Below are 24352 nucleotides of genomic sequence, written 5' to 3'. Positions count from 1 at the left end.
CTTGCCGCTCGTAGGTGCCGTAGCTGCATTGCTATGCAGCGGTCTGCTCTTCGCCTATTCGACAGCTTTAAATGACACGGAGCAGCCGCCAATGCAGACCTTTACCAACCCTTATGTTCTGACCGAAGACACAGGCGCTCGGGTGTCCGCCACCTACTTCCTGCGCCGTGCCTGGGTGCAGATCACCCGCGATCTCAGCCGCACCGAGGTGCCGCCCACCGTGCCGCTTGATATCGAAGCCATGGCGCAGCGGCCCTTCGCAGTGGCTTGGCTGGGCCACTCAGCGATGCTGATGCGGGTAGGCGGTCTGTGGGTGCTGCTCGACCCGGTGCTCACCGACACTGCTGCTCCGGTAGCCGGCTTCGGGCCGGCGCGACTGACATCGCTGCCGTTGCCGCTTGACGGACTGCCGCACATCGACGTGGTGCTGACGTCGCACGACCATTACGACCATCTGGACCTGCCCACTGTGCGCCATCTGGCCCGACAACGCGGCGGGCCGCCACGCTTCTTTGTGGGTCGGGGCCTCGAGTCTTGGTTCGAAGACCACGTGCAGGCCCCGGCGAATTCCTTTGACTGGTGGCAGGCAGCGACGGTGGGGGCTGTGACATTCCGGTTCGTACCCGCACAGCACAGCAGCGGGCGAGGACCGCGGAAACACAACACCACGTTATGGGGGGGCTGGGTCGTGGAAAACGAGGTCGCGGGCTCACTTGGGCGGTTCTACTTCCCCGGCGACACGGCATACGTGCAGGCGATGTTCACGGACATCCGACAGCGCATCGGCCCGATCGACCTGGCGGCACTGCCGATCGGCGCCTACCAGCCGCGGGCGCTGATGCGTTTCGAGCACATGGACCCGGACGATGCCGTGCGAGCCCATGCGGACCTGGGCGCCGCGCGCTCCTTCGGTGTGCACTGGGGGACATTCCAGCTTGGCGACGAGGAGCCGTTCGAGCCGGCTCGCGACCTCTCGGCGGCCACGAAACGACGCGGTGGCGATAGGTTCGGCCTCATTCCTATCGGCGCGGTTCTCGACGTGGTTCCTGTGAGTGGTACGGGCTCTGTTCTTCTTGAGCCGTCAGATCTGGTTCCTGCAACTGCCAAGGGCGCCCAGGGCGCGACTGATTCGAAGTGAATGCCTCGATGTTGCTGACGAAGTATGAAACAACTGCGACCTTGAACGAATAAGCTGCGACCTGGACGAATAAGCCGCAAGCCGCGTGCCCTTCGGTATTATTGCCTCAACGGCGTCACGCAGCGGCGAACTTGAATAACGTGGTTTTCCGAGATGCGTAGCCAAGTCAATCTTTTTCGAAAGAGCACCTTGCGGTGTCCGCCGATCCGCAGGGAATATCAGTGGGCCCTGCGATTCGAAAACCTCCACAACCTTCGACATCGGTATCTCGAAGGCAGCCGCAATCGCCACGATTCCACCTATCGACGTGCCACAGATAAGATCAAAGCTTTGTCCTATGGGCTTTCGCGTGGCTTCTTCCATGCTAACCAGCGTCTGTGCGGAGAACAGCCCGCGGTAGCCGCCCCCAGTGAGTGCAAGCGCACGAAAGTGTTGCCCGTCCGGCCATTCATCGGAATCACCTGCCATCGGTCGCCTTTAGGAATGAATGCTCAAATATACACCACTATTTCTTGATGTACATCTTTGAGGTTTGGTACGCCTGAGCCGCATTGCGAGCGTCCGCGCTCGACTCCTGCACGGATCCTGGCGCGTATGAGCTAAGCCGTTATTGGTTGCTCGACGGCGATCGTCTCTGGAGACGTGCGCTCCAAAGCGCGCACCAAATCCAGTGCGTCTTGGTCTGTATAGATCATCGTGGTATCGACACTCGCGTGACCGAGCAGGCTGGCGACTTCCCGCATCGACTGCCCTTTCAGTAAGGCGGTTTTGGCGAAAGTATGGCGAAGCCAGTGCGGTGAAGCTCGTTCCAGTTCAGCGGCGAGGGCCGACTGGCCCGCAGTGCCCAAGAAGCTTTCTGCCAACGCGAGCCGTTCTTTGACGATCTTGTAGAGGCCCTGCCTGGTTCCGATCGCGTGCCATGCGCCGAAAAAGCGCCTATCGTTGACGTGCTTGATCTTCTTGTCCCCGATCCGCACCACCTGTGTGCGGGAGGACAGCAACAGCGGCGTATTGTCCCCGTGTGTTGGCAGTGCGGATAGACCAAACGCTTGGCGATAAACCATGAGGCTCGCAAGCAGCGCGCGCGTCACCGGTACGCGCCGCTCCTTGGCGCCTTTTCCGGTCTCGGCCGTCACCAGGAAAATCCAGTACCGGTTTCTCGTCGCCGGATCTATGAGCTGGTAGAAAGCGCCCATTTTTGCGCCGACCAGTTCGCTGGCGCGCAGGCCAAGCTCCTTGAACGCGGTCAGAATGAACACATCGCGCAGCTGACGCTGGCGCTCCGAAAAGGAGACGACCTCGCTACTTGCCAGGGTGCTCAGCACGATGTCGAAGACAGCCTCGCTGATTGACCTTTCAACGTTGATCTTGCGCGCGCTCATTGTTCCCGTCAACGCCATCGGATTGATGCGGATGTAGCCCATGCTGTGCCAAGCTTTTAGAAGGGCGTGCACGAAGCGCTGGATGTCTGCCTGACTGCTCTTTGCGGGACGCTTGCGAAACGGCGTATAACCGGCTTCGCCCGGTAAGGCGTAGCGGCCGTCGCCCATCGCGCACAAGCCGTCTTCTGGCAAGTCTTCAAGAAATTTATAGAAGTCTTCGACATCCTGCATGTTCCAGCGCGACGGAGTGACCCGGCCGACGTTCTCGCAGTACCAGCGCAGTTTGGCAAGGTGATAGCCGTACGTGTCGCGTGTAGCCGTCGAACGGTTGCCGGACTTGCGCGCGACCGCCGCCAACCAGACTTCGGCAGCCTCCCAGTCGTCGGCCACCGGCCCGAGCGCATGTCCCGGTTCAGGCTGGGAAAGCATAAGTTGGCCGTGCTGGTCGGCGGAAGAAACGTTCATATCGGTTTGCGTGCGAGGGCAGGGGGAATGTCGGCACCTTGGCGATAGGCCAGGCGCCGGAATGTTTCGGTCAGTGACACCTGTTCCTTGTACTGCGCTTCGGCCGCAGCGCAACGCTCTTTCCATGCGCGCGTTTCACCTCGAACTTCGTCGATGGCGAGCAGCGCGAACTGTCGCGCATCGTCGATTGTCGCGCTCATCTTGGCGAGTTGGGCGGTCATGGCCGTCCCGGCAGCGCGAAGACTGTCAATCTCTTCGTGGTCATGTCGCGCTTGGGCAGCAAGGACTTGGCGCTGCGTCTCGGCCTGATGGGCCCGCTCATTGGCACCTGCAAGCTGTTTTTCGCTGTGCGACAGGCGTTGCTGCAGGAACTCGCACTGGGCCCGCAGGTAGCTGTCCGCGTGCGATGGGCCGCCACTGGTACGCAAGCCCGCCAGGTCTTGGAGCGCCTGACGGATCTCGAATAGAAGGTTGGCGCCAGGGCCGCCGGGCACGGTCGCCGAATGCCGGTCGATTACGGTCGGCATCGCTTCAAGTTCCTTTACGAAGCGCTCTTTTTCGAGGGCGAGGGTAGCGGTCGACGGATTGCGCGCGGGGGCATATGCCGATAGTAGCCGGCGATAGATGGCTGGGCTGTAAGTCTTGCCAGTGATTTTATGGATGACACGAACGAATTCGCGAACGTATCGGCGATGGTCCCGTGGGTTCACCGGACAGCGCTCATCGATGCCAGCAAGTTCGCGAACCAGCTGGCGTGCTTCGTCATCAGAAAGGGAAAAGGTAGGCCGCGCCATGAGGTGATTTTTCGGTTATTCTCAGGTACATTAACACGTATAGTTATACCTGTCAAAACACGGTAGTTTACTTAGCCTGCATTAAGTAAACTAGATTTGCAGAGGGGCTAACTGTTCCACGTCGCATTTCTGTAATCTGGATGCATCAATTTCGACCCGATACTGGGCCATTTGCATTGATATTGAACAAACGCCTTGAATTTTGGAAAACACTAGCTATAGTGGTTTCTAGGTCGACTACATCAACCAATAGTGGCTGGTGGCTCGGCATTGAAATTTGGAGGTCCAAAATGGCTGGGAAATCAACGGGTGGCAAGGTAGCATCCTCGGCAGGACGCACGCTGGGCAGTTCCAACGCTTCGGCGTTACAAAAGAGTTTGGCCGGGAGTGCGCTTGCACAGTCCGGGACCAACAAGACGACAAGCAAACCAATGGAGGCGAAAGCCTCAGCTGCTCTGCAAAATGGTAATTCAGCCGCAGCGACGAAAGCGTTGGCCGGCTCGCTGGTTTCCCAGTCCAAAAAATAGCTCGATAGAAGCCTACGATTCGCCGCGTTCCGAAACCGCTCTGCTCACAGCGGTTTCACTCCTGTTACTCAATACGCGCATCACAATCGAAAGCGCTGGATAAATATACAGTTATAATTTACGGCAGCGCTGTTATACGCGTTGCCGAGTACTTGTTCCGAATTGGAGACCAGTTTCATGATGAGAGTGCCCGATCTTGAGTTGACTAAACAAGAGCAAGTCCTACTCGAAAAGATCCAGTTTGACTGGACCGATCACGATCAACTCAGATCATCACTCGCGCCGATGGCGGCATTGTCCGAATCGTTGCTGCAGCGCGCCGCGATACCTGAAGTTCGACTTCGATATTTCATCGATCCCGAATGTAACCCAGGAGGGCGCGGCAAATCGCGGCAGGCGATGTTCGAACGAAACGGAACCGGGGGCAACGATATCCTCGACCACCCACATTTTCTCCAGTACTTGGAATACTTTGTCTTTGGTCCCAAGCTACCTTCGGCGGCGATAAGCGAGTTCAAAGAAATGGCCGCATGTTCAGGGTACCTTACCGCTGGCGACGTTAATGACTTAGCGCCAGGTGCGAGGGCGGCTGTCCGATCTGGAAGACTTAATCCAGCCGAAGCGGCCGATGAATTTTTTAAGCTTGCGATTGAATGCGGGGCGGTGCCGTCCAGCGCCGAAATGATAAGAAATTCTATTCGGCAAGTTCGGCTTTGATGTCACAGTGATGGTGTTACTGTCGCGCGCGACAATGACACGCGTAGTCGAAGACACTCAGATAGATTTCTTCCGCCTGATGGCCGAAAATTCTGGGATATCGATGGACGCCGGTCCGAAGACTGCAGTCTGGCGCTCGGGGCGGATCGCCGTTCCGCTAAGCGAAATACGAATGCGCCCCATCGAAGGCGTGACGGCGTTAGCCAAGGGAGCAGCCGCCGCAATTTTTGCGCGACGCGCGGCGGCAGCAAGCTTGTAAGGGCTAAGTGTCTCAGGTGCTGGTTTCTTGGGCGCGTTCATTGCGAGTCTCCAACGAGTGGACCCAGTTTATCAGCATCCCGCGGCTGTCGACCCGCGAAATCTGACATGCGGCTAATTGCCGTGACCTCAAGACAGGTCACAGGTGAGCCGTTCCCGGTCAAATAGGCGAGTTCTCGAGATGATTTTTTTGCTTAAGGCGCATGGGCGGATAGTCCCCACTCCGCCACGCAGTTGGCTAGCTGCTGCGATCACGGACTCACTTGAGCTGACGCGCTCAACACAGACCAAAAAATTTGTTATGACGCTCGAACCGTTCTGTGGTGGACTGTTGCCGTTCGTGATAGTGTTGTTTCTTTTTTGCATCAAGGATGGGCAGGATGTATATCGACGAACTGACGGTGGAGGGGTTCCGGGCATTCAATCAGCCATTCAGGGTCAAATTAAACAAAGGGCTTACGGTAATAGTTGGGGGGAATGGTGCTGGCAAGACCGGCGTCATCGGCGCCCTGCGACAGTTGTTCATTGATTCGGAAGCTGGGCGCTACGCCGTGGACGATCAGGATTTTCACCTCGGCTTTGCCGTGGGCGACGTACGCGCGCCGGGCTTCAAGGTCTCTGCGACATTTTCCGACTTGGACATGGTTGAGAAACTTGCCTTCTTATCCTGGGAAGATGTCGATCACAATACGAAGCTGCATCTGCACGTCGAGAACCGTGAATACCGTGGCCGGCCCAAACGGTCGCTGTGGGCTGGCAAAGCCAAGTCCGCGGTGGAGCCGGATGTTCTTGACCTGATCCGCTGTATCTATCTGCCACCGCTACGTGATGCTGAAGACAAGCTGTCGAACGGTTCACGCTCGCGGCTGGCGAAACTGCTGAAGGTCATCTGCAAGCGGGATTTGCTGAAGCACGAGGATGACGGCACGGATCATCCTCTGGTCGCGAAGGTAAAGGAGTTCAACAAAGAGCTCGCGGAGAGCGACGATTACGAGATTAAGAAGGCCAATGCGCTGATTTCGGGCAGCCTGAAGGAGGCAATCGGGGAAAGTCTTGCGCAGGGTACGCGCATCCAATTTTCGGAGAGTGATTTCTCGCGGATTGTTGAGAGCTTGCGTTTGCTGTACTTCCCGGACTTGTCCGCAGTTGACGCGAGCCAGTTCCGCAGCCTGAATGAGAACAGCCTGGGCTACAACAATCTGATCTACATCGCTTCAATCCTGGCCGAGCTGCATCTCGAATCCAAGCTTCGCGGCCAGGATAATGGCCTCTTCCATCTCTTACTGATAGAAGAGCCAGAGGCGCATTTGCATCCACAGCTGCAAACGCGCCTTTTGAAGTATCTCTCGGAAACCGCGCAGAAAACTGGCGTTCAGGTCATCGTTACCACCCATTCGACCGTGCTCGCGTCGGCCGTGCCGATGAATGCCATCGTGCACATGACCGCTGGCACACAACCGGTCGTGACGCGCCTTGCCGAGTGCGGCCTGCCAAATAAGAGTGAACGCTTCGTGAACCGATGGTTGGATGTCACCAAATCCAACCTGCTTTTTGCGCGCGGTCTGGTGTTTGTGGAAGGTATCGCCGAAGCGATTTTACTACCGGAACTGGCGAAGATTGTCCTGAAAGCGCAGCCCGCAGGAAAGCAAACCCTGCATGACCTAGGGGTAAGTCCGATCAATCTCAATGGCATCTACTTCAAACACTTCATGCAACTGTTCTGCAATATTGACCCGGCTGCCGCTGGCGCCAATATACCGGTGCGTTGCGCTGGTCTGACGGATCTCGACCCGGCCAAGACGGAAACAGTGAACATTGGCGGCAAAGACGAAGTGGTGAATGTCAAACCGTATCCAGGCAACTTGCGCAAAGGTACCAACCACGCCTTGGAGTTGATCCCAGAAATCACCAAGTCTACACATGCGCGCCTTTTCGTTGGTCTCTATAAAACCTTCGAATACGACTTGGCGATGGAAGGAGGAAACATCACGCCGATGGCCAAGGTCATGCACGACGCGTGGGAAACGGACGGGAAGAATAAGCAGCGCTTGGCGGAGCTGTGCGACCCAAAGACCGATTGGGCGGCATCCAAGCTCGCCGAGAAGGCAGATGCCGCATTCGAACTGCTGGAACTGATTGAGAACGGCGACATGGGGAAGGGGCTGTTCGCGCAGCTGCTCGCTGACGCGGTCGCGGATGGAACTGCGGTGCTTGTAGTGCCGGGCTACATCACGGACGCGATCAAATGGAGCTGCAAGCTCTGAGGCCCGCAATGATCGATTTTTCCAAAGAACAGATTGCCTACATCGAAGAACCGCTGGCCCATAACGTTTACCTGCGCGCATGCCCAGGTAGCGGGAAGACCGAAGTTATTGCCGCGAAAGTGGCGACGGAAGTGCGCAAGTGGGCGCTTTTTCCGTCAGGGATCGCCGTGCTTTCATTCTCACGTAGCGCAACGGGCGAACTGATCGAGCGCATCGCATTGGCCAGTCGTGGCGGCCGCAGGCCCTTCCCGCATTTCGTAGGTACTGTGGACAGCTTCTTCCTGAAGCACATTGGCAACCCATTCGCCCATCGACTGACGGGATACAAGGGACGCGACGGGGATTTTTCTCTTCGTGTGGTGGACTCGCAAGCGGTATGCTTCAACCGAACAAAGTACAAGATCGGCCATGAGCACGTTCCGGCCAATCGTTTCGACTGGGACGCGACTGAGGGCCGGTTCGTGTTTCGGCATCCCGTGCTCGCTAAGCAGCGGGCGATGAACGCACTGAAATTGGAACAGTACCAGCTTGATGATCTAGCAGCAGCGAAAGCAGCTTTCAATGCAAATGGTTTCGCTACCTATAAGGATGTGGAGCGGTTGGCTTTGGAAATCCTGAATTGCGGCCAATTTAACGTTCATGTGGACCGCTTGGTAACGCGCTACCCGCATATCATTATCGACGAGTGCCAAGACCTGTCGGCGGATCAAATCGCGATCTTTGCGCAACTCGCGGACCGAGGGGTCACCTTTCACCTAATCGGCGACCTGGAGCAAGCGATCTATCTATTCAGGAATTGCAAGCCGGAAGACGTCTCGACATTCGTGCGTGCGCTAGGGTGCAAGGAAATGCTGTTGCGGCAGAATTTCCGCAGCGGGCAAGGCATCGTCAGTTTGCACGGCACGCTTGTGAAAGCCGACAAGATCAAAGGGCGAGCCAATTATGCGGAAACAACGTGCTACCTCGTGGAGTACCGGGATTGCCCAAGCGAGGCACTTGGGATATTTGACGAGCTCGCCGCAGGCCACGCGCGCTCGGTAATCGTGGCGCGCGGGCACAGTACGCTGCACAGGATGCGCGCGGGCGAGGCGGCACAGGGCGCAGTCCAGGCGCTTGCTGCAGCGATTGCAACTTTTGCGCGCAAGCGTCCCGGCGATTTACATGACGCCCTGTCCACGTTCGCAGGGTACTTGGCAGAGGATTGCATCAAACTGGACACCTTAGGCGAGGACGCTTTCTGCCGGCCAGCTGAGATGGAATCGGCCTTAAATTGGCATCATTTTCTCGCCGACTGCCTTTCGGCATTTGTCGCGGCTGATTTAGCGAAGCAATCCATTACCTGGTCCGCTTGGTGCGCGCTGCACAAGAGGGCGCTTGCTTCGTTGGTGACGGTCCCATGTCCGAATGTTGAGTGCGAAGTCATCCTCAAGGCGCTCATGACCCGGCAACATCGGGCGCCCTCGGGGTTAAGCACCACCGATGTGGCAGCGGTGATTGCGCCTGGCAGTCCGCGTTCCGCAAAACGCCGCCTGGCAACCATTCATGAAGTGAAAGGGGAGACCCACGACCTGACAATGCTCGTGTCGAGTAGCCGACAGGGGGAGCAAGCACACTGGAAGGAGTGGTTGGGCAATCACGCATCCGAGGCTGCTCGGTTCGCCTATGTCGCTTCTTCACGACCGCGTCACATCCTCATCTGGGCGGTCAAAACCTTAAAGAAGGATGAACGAGAGGCGTTGATGCTGTTGGGTTTCCATAAATCTCTGCAACTCTAGGACCATCCGTAGCTGCTCCAGCTGGACGCGGGCAAACAAATACCGAACAGTTATGTTCTGCCGAATGGTAGGAAATTGGTCGGCTTGTCTGGGTGGGTAATCCACTTGTCAAATACCGGTAACTTCGCTTGCCGGATGGCGCTTACGCGCAAGCTAACGTGCTGGGAACAATCTTAGTACGCACCTGGGAACAAAGTTCTGAAAACGAACGGACACTGTCCGACCTAAGCGGCGGCGGCGCTTACCATTTGACATAATATAAATTATGCGAAATTGGGGGTGTAGGAGCTAAGTAGAAATGTCCCAATCCAGCTAAACTAAAATGTCTCACTCGGGTCAAATGGTTGAGCAGCCATGCCGATCATACTGAAGCCTCCGATTGCAGTCTGGAGCTCGGTATGGCCAAACCCGAGACCATCACCATGTCCATGCAAGAGCTGGATCGACTCAAAACGATCCAAGCCGTCGTCGCTGGCCAGATCAAAGCCAGCGCAGCGGCCGCTCGACTGGATCTTACCAGGCGCCAGATTAACCGGCTCCTCCAACGTTACCTTGATGCCGGCGCCAGCGGCTTGGTCTCGCGCAAACGCGGCAAGCCAAGTAATTTCCAACTGGCGCCCGGCGTGGCCGTAAGCGCGCTGGCGATCATCCGCGAGCGCTATCAGGACTTCGGCCCAACGCTCGCCTGTGAGAAGCTCCGTGAGCTGCACGGCATCGTCCTGGCCAAGGAAACGGTCCGCAAGCTTATGCTCGATGCCGGCCTATGGATACCGCGTCGGCTGCGGTCCCCGTCGATCTATCAGCCACGCAACCGCCGGGATTGCATCGGCGAACTGATCCAGATCGATGGCAGCGACCACGACTGGTTCGAAGGCCGCGCGCCCGCATGCACCCTGCTGGTCTACATCGATGACGCCACGAGCCGGTTGATGCATCTGCACTTCACCTATTCCGAGTCTACCTTCAGCTACTTCGAAGCCACCAGGACCTATCTGGAGCGCTATGGCAAGCCGCTGGCGTTCTACAGCGACAAGGCCACAGTCTTCCGTTGCAACCGGAAGCAAGTCGCCGGCGGGGACGGCTACACGCAGTTCGGCCGCGCGCTGTTCGAACTCAACATCGAGAGTATTTGCGCCAATAGCAGCCAGGCCAAGGGGCGCGTAGAACGGGCCAACAAGACCCTGCAGGATCGGCTGGTCAAGGAACTGCGTCTGCAAGGCATATCCTCGCACGCGGACGCCAACGGCTACGCCACGGCCTTCATAAGGGACTACAACCAGCGCTTCGCCAAGCCTGCCCGCAACGACTTCGACGCCCACCGCCCGCTGCGTGAGGACGAACATCCCGAGTTGATATTCACCTGGCGCGAGGCACGCAAGGTCTCCAAAGCACTGACCGTCCAATACGACAAGACGATGTTCCTGCTGGCCGACACGCCGGAGATGCGCCGGCTGATCGGTCGCTACATCGAGGTCTACGAGTACCCGGATGGCCGGGTCGAGGTCCGGGCCGAGGGCGCAGCGCTGCCGTTCGTTCCCTACGACCGCCTGGCCGTGGTCGACCAAGGCGTTATCGTCGAAAACAAGCGGCTGGGCCACGTCCTCCAGATCGCCCAGCTGATGCAGGAACAGCGCGACAGCCGGCGCGGCCGGTCAGCACCGGCCAGGACCAACCAAGGACGGCCGCCGGTGGAAACCAAGGCTGCACCAGGTACAAAGGTTCAGCGGAAGCTAACGCTGGTCGACCTGGAGGACGCCATCAAGAAGGCGCGTCATTGACTGCAACGGCATGACATTTCAGCATCATATCGCTGATCGGCGTGAACACATTCAGCGCCTGTTCCATCCCGGGGCCGAGTTGTTCGTCAGCGCCGATCACCGCCAAGACAGTCCCGTCATCGCTCCTTGCGAGGATGCGGTCGACCTCGAAATACCAAGTTGTACTCATGTTTCCCTCCTATTGCCGGCGAGATTGCCTGCAATGGAAAGTCGCGTCACGACAAAATCCAGTCAAGACATTTCTACTTAGTCAGAGGCGGGACATCTGAACTTAGCCTTAACAATCCGCAATTCATATACCGCGCGTTATTTCCAGGTTGTCTTCTCTTGCTCTAGTCATTACAATAAATATACGTAGGCACCTACCAATAATATGAGCAAAATCGACAACCCGCTGACTACCGACTACAACCAGCAACAAGGCGGCGCCAGCATTGGTGCGCGCTTGCGTCGTTTGTCGGAACGCATCGATCGTGACGCTAACCGCGTGTATGCCAGTCTGGGGCTGGAGTTTGAGCAACGCTGGATGGGAACGCTGAATCAGTTGCATTTGAACGGCAACATGTCGGTCAATGAAGTTGCGGCGGCGCTTGGCATTAGCCATCCATCTGTGAGCCAGACTCGCCGCTCCCTGCTTGACGTTGGGCTGATTGCCGAGCATCCGGATCCGGACGACGGGCGTCGGCGCACGCTTGCGCTGACGGCGGCTGGAAAATCCCTGGTCGCGCGCTTGTTGCCAGTTTGGGCGGCGCTGGATGCGGCTGCGCTGGCGCTCAATGCGGAGGCCGGTGATCTGGTGTCTGGCCTGACCAAATTGGATCGGGCGCTGAACCAGCAATCCTTGTTTGAACGCGTCAGCGCGGCATTGGCTGCCGCTCCAACACGCCGAGGCCTGTCATGAAGCCCGCTGTACGCATGCTTGCGCTCGTTCTGTGCGCGTCGGCCGGCATGGCGCGCGGTCAAGCCATCATGCCATGGGGCGTTGATCTGGCGGGCATGGACCGGTCGATCAAGCCTGGTGATGATTTTTTCCACTACAGCGGCGGCAACTGGATGCGCACCACGCCGATCCCGCCTGATCGCACCAAGTGGAGCACGTTCTACCTATTGCGCGCTCAGGCCGAGGCCGAGGTCCAGTCAATTGTCGAGGCGCTGGCGGCCAAGCCACAGGCGCCCGGATCAACCGCCCGGAAAATCGTTGATTTTTACACCGCGTTTCTCGACACGGACGCCATCGAGCGAGCCGGTCTGGCGCCGGTGCGCGATGATTTGGCTGTCATCGCTGCGGCGCGTAGTCACGAGGAGATCGCACGCTTGATGGGACGTCCGGAGCTGCGTGCGGACGGCCCGATGTCGCTCACAGTTTGGCCGGACGCGAAGAATCCGGATCGCTATGGCATCAATATCGTCCAATCCGGCTTGAGTTTGCCGGGCCGCGACGTCTATCTGCAAAGCGATGCAAGGGCAACCGCCACGCGCGCGGCCTACCGTATCTACATCGCGCAGATGCTGAAACAGGTGAATTGGCCCGACGCCGACCGCGCCGCCGACGCGGTGCTGGCCCTGGAAACAGCAATGGCCACCTGCCACTGGACGGCTGAAAAACGCGCTGATCGCGACCAAACCTATCATCCGCAATCGCGGGCCGGGCTGATCGCCTTCGCGCCCTCCTTCCCTTGGGCCGACATGCTGGACGCGCAGGGCATCCCGCAGCAGAATTTTTTCGTCGTCAAGGAAGACACGGCGATCGCCGCCCTGGCCGAGCTGTTCCGCGCGACGCCCGTGGCCGACTGGCGCGCCTACCTCGCCTTCCACTACCTGCAAGGCATGGCCGACCTGCTGCCGCGCGCCATCGACGAACTGCATTTCGATTTCAATGGCCGCACGTTGTCTGGCCAACAGCAGCAAAGAGTACGCTGGAAACGCGCGACGGCCGCGCTGAATGCCGCGCTGGGCGAAGCCGTCGGCGAATTCTACGTGGCCCGCCATTTCACGCTGCAAGCCAGGGCGCAGGTGGCCGAGTTGGTGGAAAATCTGCGCGCGGCTTATCGCGAACGCATCAAGCAGTTGGATTGGATGACGCCGTCCACCAGGCTGGCGGCGCTCGACAAGCTGGATAAACTCCGCGTCAAGATCGGCTACCCGGAACAGTGGCGCGACTATGGCACTTTGGTTGTGCGCGCGGACGACCCTGTGGGCAATCAGAAACGCGCCCGCCTATGGGAATGGCGTCGTCTCACCGCACGCCTGAATCAGCGAGCCGATCGCGACGAATGGGGCATGACGCCGCAAACGGTGAACGCCTATTACAACGCATTCTTCAATGAGATCGTGTTCCCTGCCGCGATACTGCAACCGCCCTACTTCGATCCGAAGGCCGATACGGCCGTCAACTATGGCGGTGTGGGTGGCGTGATCGGCCACGAGATGAGTCACGTCTTCGACGATCAGGGCGCGAAGTCGGACGCCAGCGGCGCGCTGCGTCAATGGTGGCAGGAGGCTGACCTGGCCAACTTCCGCGCCCGCACGGCGCGTCTTGTGCGGCAGTTCGACCGGTATGAAGTGCTGCCTGGCTTGCGCGTGAACGGCCAGCTCACGTTGGGCGAAAACATCGGCGACAACGGAGGGCTGGCGATCGCCTTCGACGCCTATCAGCGCGCGCTGCATGGGCGCCCGGCGCCTGTGCTGGACGGTTTCAGCGGGCCGCAGCGCTTCTTTCTGTCGTGGGCGCAGACCTACCGCGAAAATATCCGGGAAGCGCAATTGCGGATCGACCTGCGCACCGATCCACACAGCCCCGCGCAGTATCGTGTCAACGGCGTGGTCCGCAATCTCGATGCCTGGTACGAGGCTTTTGGCATTGTGCCGGACCAGAAGCTTTATCTGGCGCCATCCGATCGTGTACGGATCTGGTAAGCCGGATAGTTATCGTTTCAAGATAGACGCCGCCTGAGGTCGTCCAGCAACCACCGCCCGGCGGGCCCGAGCGTGCGGCGACGCTGATGCGCCGCATAAATCGTTACTCCCTCGCGCGGCGTCGGATCGTGCTCGATACTGAGCGCAACCAGGCTCCCAGCAGCAATCAATCGAGACACCAGATGCTCGGGCATGCGGCACCATCCGAAACCGCCGAGCAGGAAGTCCAGGCGCCGGCCGAGATCCACGAAGCGCCAAAGTTTTACACTCGCAAGCCCAAAGTTTTCACCGCCGGGATTGACAGGGTCCGACAGCACAAGCTGGACATAAGGCTCCAGATCGGTCTGTGTCGCCGGACGTCCCAGCGAAGCAAGTGGATGCCCTGCCGCCACCACAGCCTGCATGCCGACATTCAGCAGCGGATAAGCGGCAATGTCATCTGGGATGGAAGGAAGCAGCAAGCAGATGCCGATGGCGGCCGGGTCACTTCGCAGGCGTCTCAATGAACCGCCCAGACCTTCTGTTGAAAAGCTGACTGGCAGATTTGGAAAAGTCCGGCTCAGCGCGGACAGGCTTTCGATTAATGGCGCCGTAGGCACCAGGGGATCGATCGCAATGACAAGCTCGGGTTCCAAGCCTGAGCGCGTCTCCATTGCCACTGCCTCGAATCGGGCAGCGCTCGCCAATACCAGTCGCGCATGCTCGACCAGAACCCTTCCTGTCTCGGTCAATCTCGGGCGATGGCCAGTGCGGTCAAACAGCAACAGGCCTTGCACATCCTCAAGCGTCCCTATGGCCTGGCTGATAGCCGATTGCACGCGACCAAGTTTTCGACCGGCAGCGGAAAAGCTCCCCGTATCGGCGATCGTTACCAGAACACGTAACTGATCAAGCGTCAGACTTCCAATCAAAATATTTTCTCCATGGCCTCTTCCATCACAACTACCGATGGGTTTCATCACATTTTAATCTCTATCGGGAATAAGTTCGCGGCGATATATTGTGGACCCACAAACAGCCTGATCGAAAACTTGCTTCAGGCGTTTCCCTCGGTGCTATTTTTAAGGATTATTGTCATGACCAAGCTATTGGTAGTAGAGACCAGCCCTCGCGGCAAACACTCCGTGTCGCGCAACATGACCCGGCGTTTCGTGCAGGACTGGCTTGCCACCCACCCGGATGGCGAAGTGATCGAGCGCGACCTCATGGATGCCGGACTTCAGTTTGTCAACGCTGCCTGGTTGCAGGCCTACTTCACCCCTGCGGAACAGCATTCTCCCGAGATGGCGAACGAGTTACAGCTCTCGAACGAACTCGTTGCAGAATTGCTGGCCGCCGATCACATTGTCATTGCAACCCCGGTCTACAACTACAATGTGCCGGCGGTGCTCAAGGCGTGGATCGACCATGTCGTTCGCAAGGGATTGACGCTGGGCTTCGATGGACGCGGCCTTGTGACTGGCAAGAAGGCAAGCGTATTGATCGCATCGGGTGGCATCTATACCGAGGGGTCGCCCATCCAGAATCGCGACATCGCAACCCAATATCTGCGCCTCGTACTTGGCGTGATCGGGATCAGCGACGTGACATTCGTTGCCGGTGGCGGGGCCAAGGCGGTTGATTTAGGCGAAGAAACCATGGAACGCTTTGTGGAAAAGCTCGGCGCGCATCTCGAACGGGCTGCGAGCGTTTGATGCTCGACGAGGCAGCCAGCCCATAGGCAGCTGAATTGGTGAAAAACGTAACGCGCTCTGGCCATTTTCTGTCTTGCCAGCCGTGCCGGGCCGTTGCACCATCTTCGCCCACCGGGCATCCGCCTGGAACGGATAAACGAGGATGAGCACCATGCATCAGCTGAATGCGGCCGCAAAATTGTTTCGTCTTGCTTCGCTGGCGTGCCTGCTCGCCAGCGCCCACGCCCGGGCCTACGATCATCCGTTTCAGGACCCCGCCCTGCCGACAGCGCAGCGAATCGACAACATTCTGTCGCTGATGACGGTGGAAGAAAAAATCGCCGCCCTGTCGACCGATTCCAGCGTCAAGCGCCTCGGCATTCCCAGCTTCGGCAGTTCCGAAGGCATCCACGGCGTGGTCAAGCGCGGCAACGCCGACAAAGGCCTGGCGGCGATTCCCACCACCCAGTTCCCGCAGCCGCCGGGCATGGGCGAGACCTGGAATCCGTCGCTGGTGCGCGCGGCCGGCGAAATCCAGGGTACCGAGGGCCGCTACATCACGCAGAATCCCAAGTACAACCAGCCGTCGATGATGCTGTGGGGCCCGCAGGCCGACCTGGCGCGCGATCCGCGCTGGGGCCGCACCGAGGAAGTCTATAGCGAAGATCCCTTCCTGGCCGGCACGATGGCCACCGCCTTCGTCAAAGGCCTGCAAGGAGACGATCCAAAATACTGGCGTTCGGCGGCCCTGCTCAAGCATTTCCTCGCCAACAGCAACGAGAATGGACGCGGTAATTCCTCTTCCGACTTCGACGAGCGGCTGTTCTGGGAATACTACGCCATGCCGTTTCGCATGGGCTTCGAGGACGGCGGCGCGCGGGCGCTGATGGCGTCGTACAACGCATGGAACGGCACGCCGATGGCGGTGCATCCGGTTCTCAACAGCCTGGTGATCGGCAAATGGAATGCCGAGGTGGTGTCCGGCGACGGCGGCGCGGTCGGCAACCTGGTCAAGCTGTACAAGCGCTATCCCGACCACAAGGCGGCGGTGGTGGCGGCGTTCAAGGCCGGCATCAATCAGTATCTCGACAAATTCAAGGACGAGATGCAGCAGGCGGTGACGGAGGGATTGGTCACCGAGGCTGAACTCGATACCGCGCTGCGGCGCAAATTCCAGGTCACCGTGCGGCTGGGCCTGATCGATCCGCCGGAAGGCAATCCGTACGCGGCCATCAAGGATGGGCCGGAACCGTGGCTGAGCGAGAAGCACCAGGCGCAATCGCTGCAGATCGCGCTGGAATCGGTGGTGCTGTTGAAGAACGCCGGCAACGCGCTGCCGCTGACGAAGGGCAAGCTGAAGTCGATCGCCGTCGTCGGCCCCCTGGCCGACAGCGTGCACTGGGACTGGTACGGCGGCCATCCGCCGCACGCGGTCTCGCCGCTGGACGGCATCAAGGCCGCCGCCGGCCCCGGCGTGACGATCAACTACGCGAGCGACAATACCGACGGCGCCGCCGTCAAGGCAGCGCGCGCATCGGACGTGGTGGTGGTCGTCGTCGGCAACGATCCGACCTGCGGACCGAACATGGCGCACGACTGGACCGATGCCGGCACCAAGCCCTGCGCCGATCCCGGCGATGGCCGCGAGGGACGCGACCGCGAAACCCTGGCGCTCCAGCAGGAGCAACTGGTCAAGCTGGTGCATGCGGCCAATCCCAACACTGTGATGGTGCTGGTGTCTAGCTTCCCGTACACGATCAACTGGTCGCAAAAGAACGTGCCGGCCATCGTGCATCTGGCGCATTCATCGCAGGACGAAGGGACCGCCCTCGCCCGCGTATTGTTTGGCGACTACAATCCGGGCGGCCACCTGGTCAGCACCTGGCCGGCCTCCATGCAGCAGTTGCCGCCGATGATGGACTACGACATTCGCCACGGGCGCACGTATATGTACTTCAAGGGGAAACCGCTGTATCCCTTCGGACATGGCCTGAGCTACACCAGCTTCAAGTACGGCAAGCTGCGCACCAGCAGCCCTTACCTGGATGCCCAGGGCGCTCTGACCGTCGACGTCGACGTCACCAACACCGGCAAGCGCACCGGCGACACGGTGATACAGCTGTACGTCAGCCATCCGAAGTCGAAGGTGGCGCGGCCGCTGCGCGCGCTGGCCGGCTTCGAGCGCGTCAGCCTGCTAGCGGGTGCCAGCAAGACCGTGCACATACCGCTCAAGGCCAGCCAGCTGGCTTACTGGGACGCCGGACGCGGTGCCGCCACCGTCGAGGCCGGACCGCTCAAGCTGATGATCGGTGAATCGTCGTCGAATATCAAGCTGAGCAAGGAGCTGCAGGTTCGATAATGTCTTACCGTTTGGCCCCGACCGGGCCGAGCGCCTTCGCCTTCCCTCATCGGCTGCGCGAGCATGACTGCTCGTCGCCGCCACTTCCGCATCAATCCAGCCGGGATTGATCGCACGCTTCTCTTACACACGAATCCGCAATCGAAAAGCCGCAGCCACGCCAAAAACACCGGCGGGAACCGTTTTGCAATTTCCGCTACCTATTGGATAGATGCCGCCGAGCCTCTCCGATGGGAAAGCGCCTTGTAGACGGATCCAGATTTCAATTCAACGTGATAGCACTCCTGCTCCCGACGCGCGGACGAGACAGCACGTTGCAAACTTTCGACTGACAACCCATAAGCTTAAATAGCTGTTCAAAGGATTTTAAAATGCCTAATTTTCCCGAACCATCTTACGGTGGCTCCTATTGGGGAGGTCAATCTTACGGGGTCTCGCGGCCCCGGAACGACCCAAACCATCATATTCAAAGCGTTCCCGCTCATGCAGGTACTTCAATTCGGCAGCATGATCAATACCCTCTTCAGGGAAGCAGATCTGCGCAACAAAGGCTGATCAACAACCTCGACGCGTCAGTCATACAGGATAATCTTGAACTACTACATAAATTCGAGCAATTTTCTGAACGGGCCGAGCCGGAATTTAATAATTTTGTTCGCTGGGCAAATGAGCGCGGCATAAACCTAAAACAAAATCTGGAAGGAGGCCAGCTGAATTTCTGGCGTTGGGGATTTGTTCCACAGCACGATCAGCGGCAAATAGGAAATTTCGTCGACCGACTTGGGTATTTGCGCTCAGTAGCGTCACGCTCCCGTGTCGAGAATGATAATCCGATACGGGACGTATTTTTACCATGTCGCCCCCCTCTACAAGGCCCGGGAGGAAGATCAATTTCAGCCCTCTCATACTATGAGAAAAGTGGGGTGCATTTTAGCAAGCGTGTGTTCAATAAATTTAAAGGGTTCGTGGAAAGTGGAGCTTGGCGGGCCTCGATGGAGCCGCAATCCACCACATCGTCTTCCACGTCGTCTCTGCCGCAGTCCGAAGTTGTTCCTGCCTTCTCAGTGAAGTCTGTTCGGGCCCAGGCCCAAAGCAGGAAAGAAAAAGGAATAACCCATGGAATGGCAGCAGCCGATAACAACAGTCTCCTCAAGGCATATACCAAATATTTTGGTCCAGCCAATGGAAAATACAACCGCCAAGCTGATGCCTTTTTGGCCTGGACTATGAGGGAGCGCCGTAATCTGGTGGTATCTGCCAATGAAATGGATGAAGAAGCGCAGGACACAGCTATTCGCAATCGAAATAACGCGATAACTGGCTATTACGCCACCCTCGCCCCGGATAATATTGATGCGAAAGACTTCATTGAGGATTTCGTGGGATTTTTAGAGGAAGTCCAGTGGACCAGACCATCGGTAGCGATAAACACCGAGCTGTTCAAAAGCCTGCAATGTCCAGTCACTCTATACGGAATTGAAAATCCGCAGGTACTTGTTTCTGGCCATAGTATCGGTGAAAAAGAGATGGAAGAACTGACAGATGCCGATGGAATGATAAGGTGTCCGATAACAAGAACTGTTCAACCAAGTTACCTGTGCGTACCCAACCATACCCTCGATGATCTGACTCACAATTATTGGCACTACCGATTTATGATGCAAAACGGAAAAATACCTGATGTTCTCAAAACTCCAGGCACGGATGAAATAATAGAGGATCCAGTTATTATTTTGCAGGAACACGAGGGCGATGGGGAAACGCTTGAGCCAGGAACAACTATCGGAGCCAGGGACGCAGCGCGATGGGGAATTCCAATTGATCAAGTTCATGCCGTGAGAAATCACGCGCTGAGGGAATATATTCAGGAGGAGATGCGCAACGATTACGTCGAAGCTGACACAGTGTCGGATGATGATGGTGATAGTACACCCTCCACAGCTCTCTCGAGCTTTTCACTACTGGCGCTGCCTTCCGAGTGGCGGTAGTTGTTGAACCTGAAACGCTTAAGCTCACATAATTGGAATCGTCATGCCCATCAGTCAAAAACCCTACGTCTCCGTGCACGCTCCTCCGTACGCGGCCCCTCCCCAACCGGTTGCCGTATCTTCGTCAGGTGCAACCACGCAACATCCGCAACGGACGCAACCTGGCGCGTCCTCTCGCCATACCCCGCGGCATCGCCAGGATCCCAAGATGGCCTACCTGGCGAAACTTGAAAGCTGGAAAAGAAGCGCGCCCCCTGAATGCAGGGAAGAGTGCTACCGAATAGCTGCCGAGTATGAAAATGCATGCAACTGTTCGGGAGGGGCGACGTTGGAAATAGAAAACGTCTCCTCTCTCGACAGCCTGCCTCCGATTCCTCCAACCGTGACGTCTTTGAAGGTGGTCAATTGCACGCACATGAACAGGTTTCCGGATTTGTCCGCGTGCAAAAATCTGGAGTATTTGATCGTCACCAACTGCCCTCGCCTGACGGCCTTTCCGGATTTGGCACGGTGCAAAGAGCTACAGCGATTGAAGTGCAGGGAATGCCCAGGCTTGACCGGGCGATTGGATTTATTGAAATTCACCCAGCTGACTCATGTGATCTGGGACTGTCCGGTCAAAATCAGGGTGCCGCCGAGCATGGTTTTGATCCCAAGCGCACCGCCACTCGCGAGGAGATCAACACAGTACGCTGCATCCGGTAGTGTGCCCAGCTCTCGCGCCGTGCCGGATTTTACGCTTGCGCCGGCAATGCCCAACCGCCGGCGGGAAGCCGTAACGCAACCACCCTCCTACACCCTGATTCCGCCGTCAGCGTTCAACCACGACTTACCCATCGCTAATTCAACCGGTGCTCCCGGGGTCCGCTCGGCGCCGGTGCTCGCGCCGACAACCACCGGTCGCCAGCGGGAAGCGGCATTGCGTCCACCTTCCGGCAAACCCATTGTGCCACCAGCGTCCAGCCACGATGACCATGACGCGGCGCTCACCGCAATAAATACCTGGGAAAGCATGGCGCCTGAGGAGTATCGCCAAGCATACCGGGATATCGCAAAAAGAATCACCGAGGTTTGGAACGACAAATCAAAAACATCATTGGCAATCTCCAATCCAAATATCACCAGCCTGCCGCCGTTGCCTTCGCATCTGACGGAGCTGAGCTTGCTCAATTGCGGCAGCTTGAACGAGTTGCCGGATCTGTCCGCCTGCAGGAAGCTAAAGACGTTGCAACTTGCTGGATGCGAGGCGCTTGCTGAATTGCCGGATTTGACCGCGCATAAAGGCCTGCGGCAAGTGAATTTGATGGGAGTCATTGTCGGTGGAGACGCACAGCGCATTCTTGGCCTTTCAGAGGAGTGCTCGGTGATGCTTGAAGCCAGCCGTGTCACCCACGAGGTGTACGTTCAATTAAACCAAGCTATTGCCGACCAGGGCTATCGGGGCCCGAAAATCCGTTTCATGAGAAGTTCTTTTGGAAGTGGGCGGCTATCTTCTCTTCGCACGCTGACGAACGAGGTCAAGTCGTGGATGCCGGATGCGGATGATAACGCGTGGAGAAATATCGAAAAAGAGATGAATGCCCACCTGTTCTCTCAATACCTGGGGAGCATTCGGGAAACCGCGGACTATAAAGAGTGGCAGCCTGTGACGACGAAACGTGTCACTGCATTACTGCGTCAACTTCAACGTCCTGAAAACCAGGCGCTGCGAGAAGCCTGCTTCAATATCGCGCTGGTCGTCACCGATACCTGCGGCGACGGAATTGCCATGGCACTGCTCAACATGAACCTGCTCTGCATGACCTACCAGGCCCAGGCCGATGTCAAAGCCGGCAAGTACGACAACAGGCTTGCCGGCTTGTTTGCGCTGAGCAAAGGTCTGCATCTTTATGAAAGCCTGAAGAAGATTGCGGACGACAAGGCACTCATCTTAAAGGCCGAGTCGAAGGAGAGCATCGACGAGACCGAAGTCACTTACGGATACCTGCTGCGTTTCAGTACCGCCTTCTCCAGATTTCTTGGGATCGAACTGAAAACCATGCTGTACGAGCGTGACAGCAAAATTACGCATGAAGATGTCAAGGCCGCTGCCGATGTCTTGAGGGGGCCAGGCCATCAGGATGAGTGGCTCGCATTTGTAGCAACCTGGTCCCCGATGGATTCGCTACTGACTCGATTGGGTCATAAACCCATTCTCGACAAGGTCTCCAGCAGGATCGAGGCGGAACAGGAGCGCATAGGCGTGGCGATGGATGAATTATTTGACTCGCGAGAAAAATTAACAAGCCAGGAATACAAGGAAAAGCTAAGGGAATTGACGCTTGAATATGGCAATCTCGAGAAAAAAATAAGCGTGGAGGAAAAGGGAGCCGTCATTACCGGATTGCTTAAGCAATATCGCGTCGATGCCAGGCTGTTGTAAGCCCCGGTTGCGATAGATGGGGCCGCCGGAATACGGCGGCCCCGCACTGCACGGCTCTATCGGCGGACGCTCTCTTGGTCGTCATCGTCCAAAAAGCCGTCCTCGCTGCCCGGCTCGAGGATAGAACTTTCATAGCTGCTAAAGCTGCGCATGCTGGACGCGTCATCATCGACGACCACCGGCTCCTTCGCTCCGAACTTGTCCATCAGCTCTGGATCATGCTTGGCGGTGACATCGGGCAGCCGGCCCTGAAGTGCCGCCTTCCTCGAATCGATTCCGTACTGCGCCTTGAAGCGCTTGGCATCGTGCCGGGCGACGGTACGTTGGGCCTCGTTCCGCGTCGCGGCATCGGCCGAGGCCAGCGCGGGTGCATGGATGCGCATCTTGTGCTCATGGTAGGACGCCTTGAGCGAAGGCACAACGTTGCGGATGCCAAAGACCATTTTGGTCAGCCCTCGGCGCTTGCCCATGATGTCCTCGTTGTCGGCAAAATAGTCGCTGGCCTTGCGCGCCGCCCAACCAGTCTTGGCCGGCGCCACCCCGGCCAGCTTCCCTGTCTGTCGGTAGCCCTGATCCGTCAATTTGCCAAAGACAGCATCCCCTCGTCGCATATCCACCTCGGCAAACTTGTTGCCCAAGGCGACGTTGCCGCGCAGGGCCGCGACATTGAGCGTGCGCATATCGCTGGCCTTGTCGGCGCGCCGCTGGAAGGTGGTATGCGCCTCGCCGCCACGCTGGCTGAAGCTGGCCGCCGCCTTGTAGATGCCTTGTTTGGCGTACAGCGTGGCATTGCGCACTCCCACCGCGCCATACTGCACCGTGCGCTGCAATGCCTTGTTCACGCCGGTCACGCCATGGTCCGATTGCAAACTGGTGGTCTGGGCGATGGTCCGCGCCAGCAGTGGCGGCTTGTCGTAGCCGGCGCGCACCCGATGGCCTTCCGGGCTGCTGAGATATACCGCGTCCGGCCGCGGAAGCGCCACCTTCGCCAGGCCGGACGATGGCTGATATCCGTCGTCCTGAAGATAGTCCTGCATTTTGCCATTCGCGTCCTTGATCCGCGCCTGCATCTGCCGGTGGCTGCCTGCGTCATTGATGCCTTGCTTCATCCGCAGCCGATCCTGCTTGAACTCCGCCTTGGACAAGGCAATATCGTTGCGCAGGCTGCTCTCGGTGGCGGACCTGCGTCGCGCCAGGCGGCTGTCGTTGATCTTCTGCCGCTGGTTCAGGTCGAACCGGCGCACGCTCTGGATGGTCTGGCCCATTCCCCGCACATACTTGTTGCTGCTCGATAGCATCCGACTCGACAGCTGGTTGCTCAGCGTCGGCGTGAACGTCGCGCGCTGCGCAGTCTTGGTTTGCGTCTCGTCCGAGGGATGGTGGTAATAACCCGGTCCTTGTACTCCGATTGCCATCTTGATTCTCCTTGCCCCGTTGCCGGCCTTATGCGGCGGCGTCCAGGAAATAGTGTGAGCGCCAGGCGCCGGCCTGGCCGGACAGATTGGCGAACAAGCCCATCAGCTGCTCCGGCACGACCTCGTCTATCCGGTATTGATACGCCAAGGTCACCTTCTTGCTGGGAGACAGCATGAAGGCCGGCGCGTTGCTGCCGTACACAATCATGTTGGCCTCCAGCAGCGCCTGGTAGGCGGCGAGCAGACGGTCCTGCGGCGGCGTGCCGAAATCGCAGTACACCATCACATGGTCGGGGCTGTTTTCTTCATCGTAGGCGAGATAGAAATCGACACCGTCGACCTCGACCGCGTGACCCTCGATGAGTTTTTCCGGTTGTGGCAATTGGGCCAGGCGGCAGAAACCGGTCGCCAGCTGGATATATCGTTCCTTGGACACGCGCATGCTCCTTCAATGGATGGTCGGGGTCTCCATGAGTAGCGG

The 24352-nt window shown here is 58.2% G+C and carries 19 protein-coding genes; 11 read left to right on the top strand and 8 right to left on the bottom strand.

Annotated features, from left to right (window positions below; translation table 11 throughout):
* The first annotated feature begins 91 nt into the window (after window positions 1-91).
* A complete protein-coding gene (locus ACSQ3S_RS17795) occupies window positions 92-1138 on the top strand; it encodes an MBL fold metallo-hydrolase (protein WP_436143233.1) in 1047 nt (348 codons plus the stop codon).
* Here ACSQ3S_RS17795 and ACSQ3S_RS17790 read toward each other — a convergent pair.
* The 3 genes from ACSQ3S_RS17790 to ACSQ3S_RS17780 all read right to left on the bottom strand — a co-directional run bounded on the left by ACSQ3S_RS17790 (window position 1082) and on the right by ACSQ3S_RS17780 (window position 3779).
* Window positions 1082-1606 (bottom strand): patatin-like phospholipase family protein, encoded by a 525-nt coding sequence (locus ACSQ3S_RS17790; RefSeq protein ID WP_436143232.1) that lies wholly within the window; start codon window positions 1604-1606, stop codon window positions 1082-1084. The two genes, ACSQ3S_RS17795 and ACSQ3S_RS17790, sit on opposite strands and share 57 nt — an antisense overlap.
* A 131-nt stretch (window positions 1607-1737) precedes the next feature.
* Window positions 1738-2985, bottom strand: coding sequence for a tyrosine-type recombinase/integrase (locus ACSQ3S_RS17785; RefSeq protein ID WP_436143231.1), 1248 nt, complete (start codon window positions 2983-2985; stop codon window positions 1738-1740).
* Window positions 2982-3779 carry a hypothetical protein gene (locus tag ACSQ3S_RS17780; protein WP_436143230.1) on the bottom strand — a complete coding sequence of 266 codons (798 nt, stop codon included), beginning with the start codon at window positions 3777-3779 and terminating at the stop codon, window positions 2982-2984. Before ACSQ3S_RS17780 ends, ACSQ3S_RS17785 begins: the two co-directional genes overlap by 4 nt.
* Window positions 3780-4483: 704 nt before the next feature.
* Here ACSQ3S_RS17780 and ACSQ3S_RS17775 point away from each other — a divergent pair.
* Window positions 4484-5023, top strand: a complete 540-nt coding sequence (locus ACSQ3S_RS17775; RefSeq protein ID WP_436143229.1) for a hypothetical protein — start codon at window positions 4484-4486, stop codon at window positions 5021-5023.
* 57 nt (window positions 5024-5080) lie between these two features.
* On the opposite strand, the gene ACSQ3S_RS17770 is transcribed toward ACSQ3S_RS17775, so the two are convergent.
* Window positions 5081-5323: a hypothetical protein gene (locus ACSQ3S_RS17770; RefSeq protein ID WP_436143228.1), complete on the bottom strand. Its 243-nt coding sequence runs from the start codon at window positions 5321-5323 to the stop codon at window positions 5081-5083.
* 338 nt (window positions 5324-5661) lie between these two features.
* Here ACSQ3S_RS17770 and ACSQ3S_RS17765 point away from each other — a divergent pair, with 338 nt between their 5' ends.
* The 3 genes from ACSQ3S_RS17765 (at window position 5662) to ACSQ3S_RS17755 (ending at window position 11098) form a co-directional block, all read left to right on the top strand.
* Window positions 5662-7545, top strand: a complete 1884-nt coding sequence (locus tag ACSQ3S_RS17765) for an ATP-dependent nuclease (RefSeq protein ID WP_436143227.1) — start codon at window positions 5662-5664, stop codon at window positions 7543-7545.
* Between the two features lie 8 nt (window positions 7546-7553).
* Window positions 7554-9320, top strand: a complete 1767-nt coding sequence (locus ACSQ3S_RS17760; protein WP_436143226.1) for a UvrD-helicase domain-containing protein — start codon at window positions 7554-7556, stop codon at window positions 9318-9320.
* A gap of 422 nt (window positions 9321-9742) precedes the next feature.
* Window positions 9743-11098 carry an ISNCY family transposase gene (locus ACSQ3S_RS17755; RefSeq protein WP_436145041.1) on the top strand — a complete coding sequence of 452 codons (1356 nt, stop codon included), beginning with the start codon at window positions 9743-9745 and terminating at the stop codon, window positions 11096-11098.
* On the opposite strand, the gene ACSQ3S_RS17750 is transcribed toward ACSQ3S_RS17755, so the two are convergent.
* Entirely contained in the window at window positions 11079-11267 is a 189-nt protein-coding gene (locus ACSQ3S_RS17750; protein ID WP_436143225.1) for a hypothetical protein, read from the bottom strand. The two genes, ACSQ3S_RS17755 and ACSQ3S_RS17750, sit on opposite strands and share 20 nt — an antisense overlap.
* Before the next feature lie 204 nt (window positions 11268-11471).
* On the opposite strand from ACSQ3S_RS17750, the gene ACSQ3S_RS17745 reads away from it, so the two are divergent.
* The gene (locus tag ACSQ3S_RS17745) at window positions 11472-11999 is read left to right on the top strand and encodes a MarR family winged helix-turn-helix transcriptional regulator (RefSeq protein WP_436143224.1); all 528 of its coding nucleotides are present in this window, start codon (window positions 11472-11474) and stop codon (window positions 11997-11999) included.
* Entirely contained in the window at window positions 11996-14014 is a 2019-nt protein-coding gene (locus ACSQ3S_RS17740) for a M13 family metallopeptidase (protein WP_436143223.1), read from the top strand. Before ACSQ3S_RS17745 ends, ACSQ3S_RS17740 begins: the two co-directional genes overlap by 4 nt.
* A 17-nt stretch (window positions 14015-14031) precedes the next feature.
* Here the strand turns inward: ACSQ3S_RS17740 and ACSQ3S_RS17735 are convergent, their stop codons facing one another.
* Entirely contained in the window at window positions 14032-14973 is a 942-nt protein-coding gene (locus tag ACSQ3S_RS17735; RefSeq protein ID WP_413449188.1) for a LysR family transcriptional regulator, read from the bottom strand.
* Between the two features lie 117 nt (window positions 14974-15090).
* Here ACSQ3S_RS17735 and ACSQ3S_RS17730 point away from each other — a divergent pair, with 117 nt between their 5' ends.
* From ACSQ3S_RS17730 to ACSQ3S_RS17715, 4 genes are all read left to right on the top strand, one after another.
* A complete protein-coding gene (locus tag ACSQ3S_RS17730) occupies window positions 15091-15708 on the top strand; it encodes an FMN-dependent NADH-azoreductase (protein WP_436143222.1) in 618 nt (205 codons plus the stop codon).
* Between the two features lie 151 nt (window positions 15709-15859).
* Complete coding sequence (locus ACSQ3S_RS17725; protein ID WP_436143221.1) at window positions 15860-18046, top strand: glycoside hydrolase family 3 C-terminal domain-containing protein; 2187 nt, start codon at window positions 15860-15862, stop codon at window positions 18044-18046.
* Between the two features lie 371 nt (window positions 18047-18417).
* Complete coding sequence (locus ACSQ3S_RS17720; RefSeq protein WP_436143220.1) at window positions 18418-20034, top strand: hypothetical protein; 1617 nt, start codon at window positions 18418-18420, stop codon at window positions 20032-20034.
* A gap of 208 nt (window positions 20035-20242) precedes the next feature.
* Window positions 20243-22456 (top strand): NEL-type E3 ubiquitin ligase domain-containing protein, encoded by a 2214-nt coding sequence (locus ACSQ3S_RS17715; protein WP_436143219.1) that lies wholly within the window; start codon window positions 20243-20245, stop codon window positions 22454-22456.
* A gap of 56 nt (window positions 22457-22512) precedes the next feature.
* Here ACSQ3S_RS17715 and ACSQ3S_RS17710 read toward each other — a convergent pair whose 3' ends face one another.
* Both ACSQ3S_RS17710 and ACSQ3S_RS17705 read right to left on the bottom strand, forming a co-directional pair.
* A complete protein-coding gene (locus ACSQ3S_RS17710; protein ID WP_436143218.1) occupies window positions 22513-23871 on the bottom strand; it encodes a hypothetical protein in 1359 nt (452 codons plus the stop codon).
* 28 nt (window positions 23872-23899) lie between these two features.
* Window positions 23900-24307 carry a CesT family type III secretion system chaperone gene (locus tag ACSQ3S_RS17705; protein ID WP_436143217.1) on the bottom strand — a complete coding sequence of 136 codons (408 nt, stop codon included), beginning with the start codon at window positions 24305-24307 and terminating at the stop codon, window positions 23900-23902.
* Between the last annotated feature and the right edge of the window lie 45 nt (window positions 24308-24352).

The sequence above is a fragment of the Duganella sp. LjRoot269 genome, from assembly GCF_964254095.1.
In the GTDB taxonomy this organism is placed as follows: Bacteria; Pseudomonadota; Gammaproteobacteria; order Burkholderiales; family Burkholderiaceae_D; genus Rugamonas; species Rugamonas hordei.
Note: the sequence above shows the minus strand (reverse complement) of the source record. Positions and strands in the feature narration are given on the sequence as shown.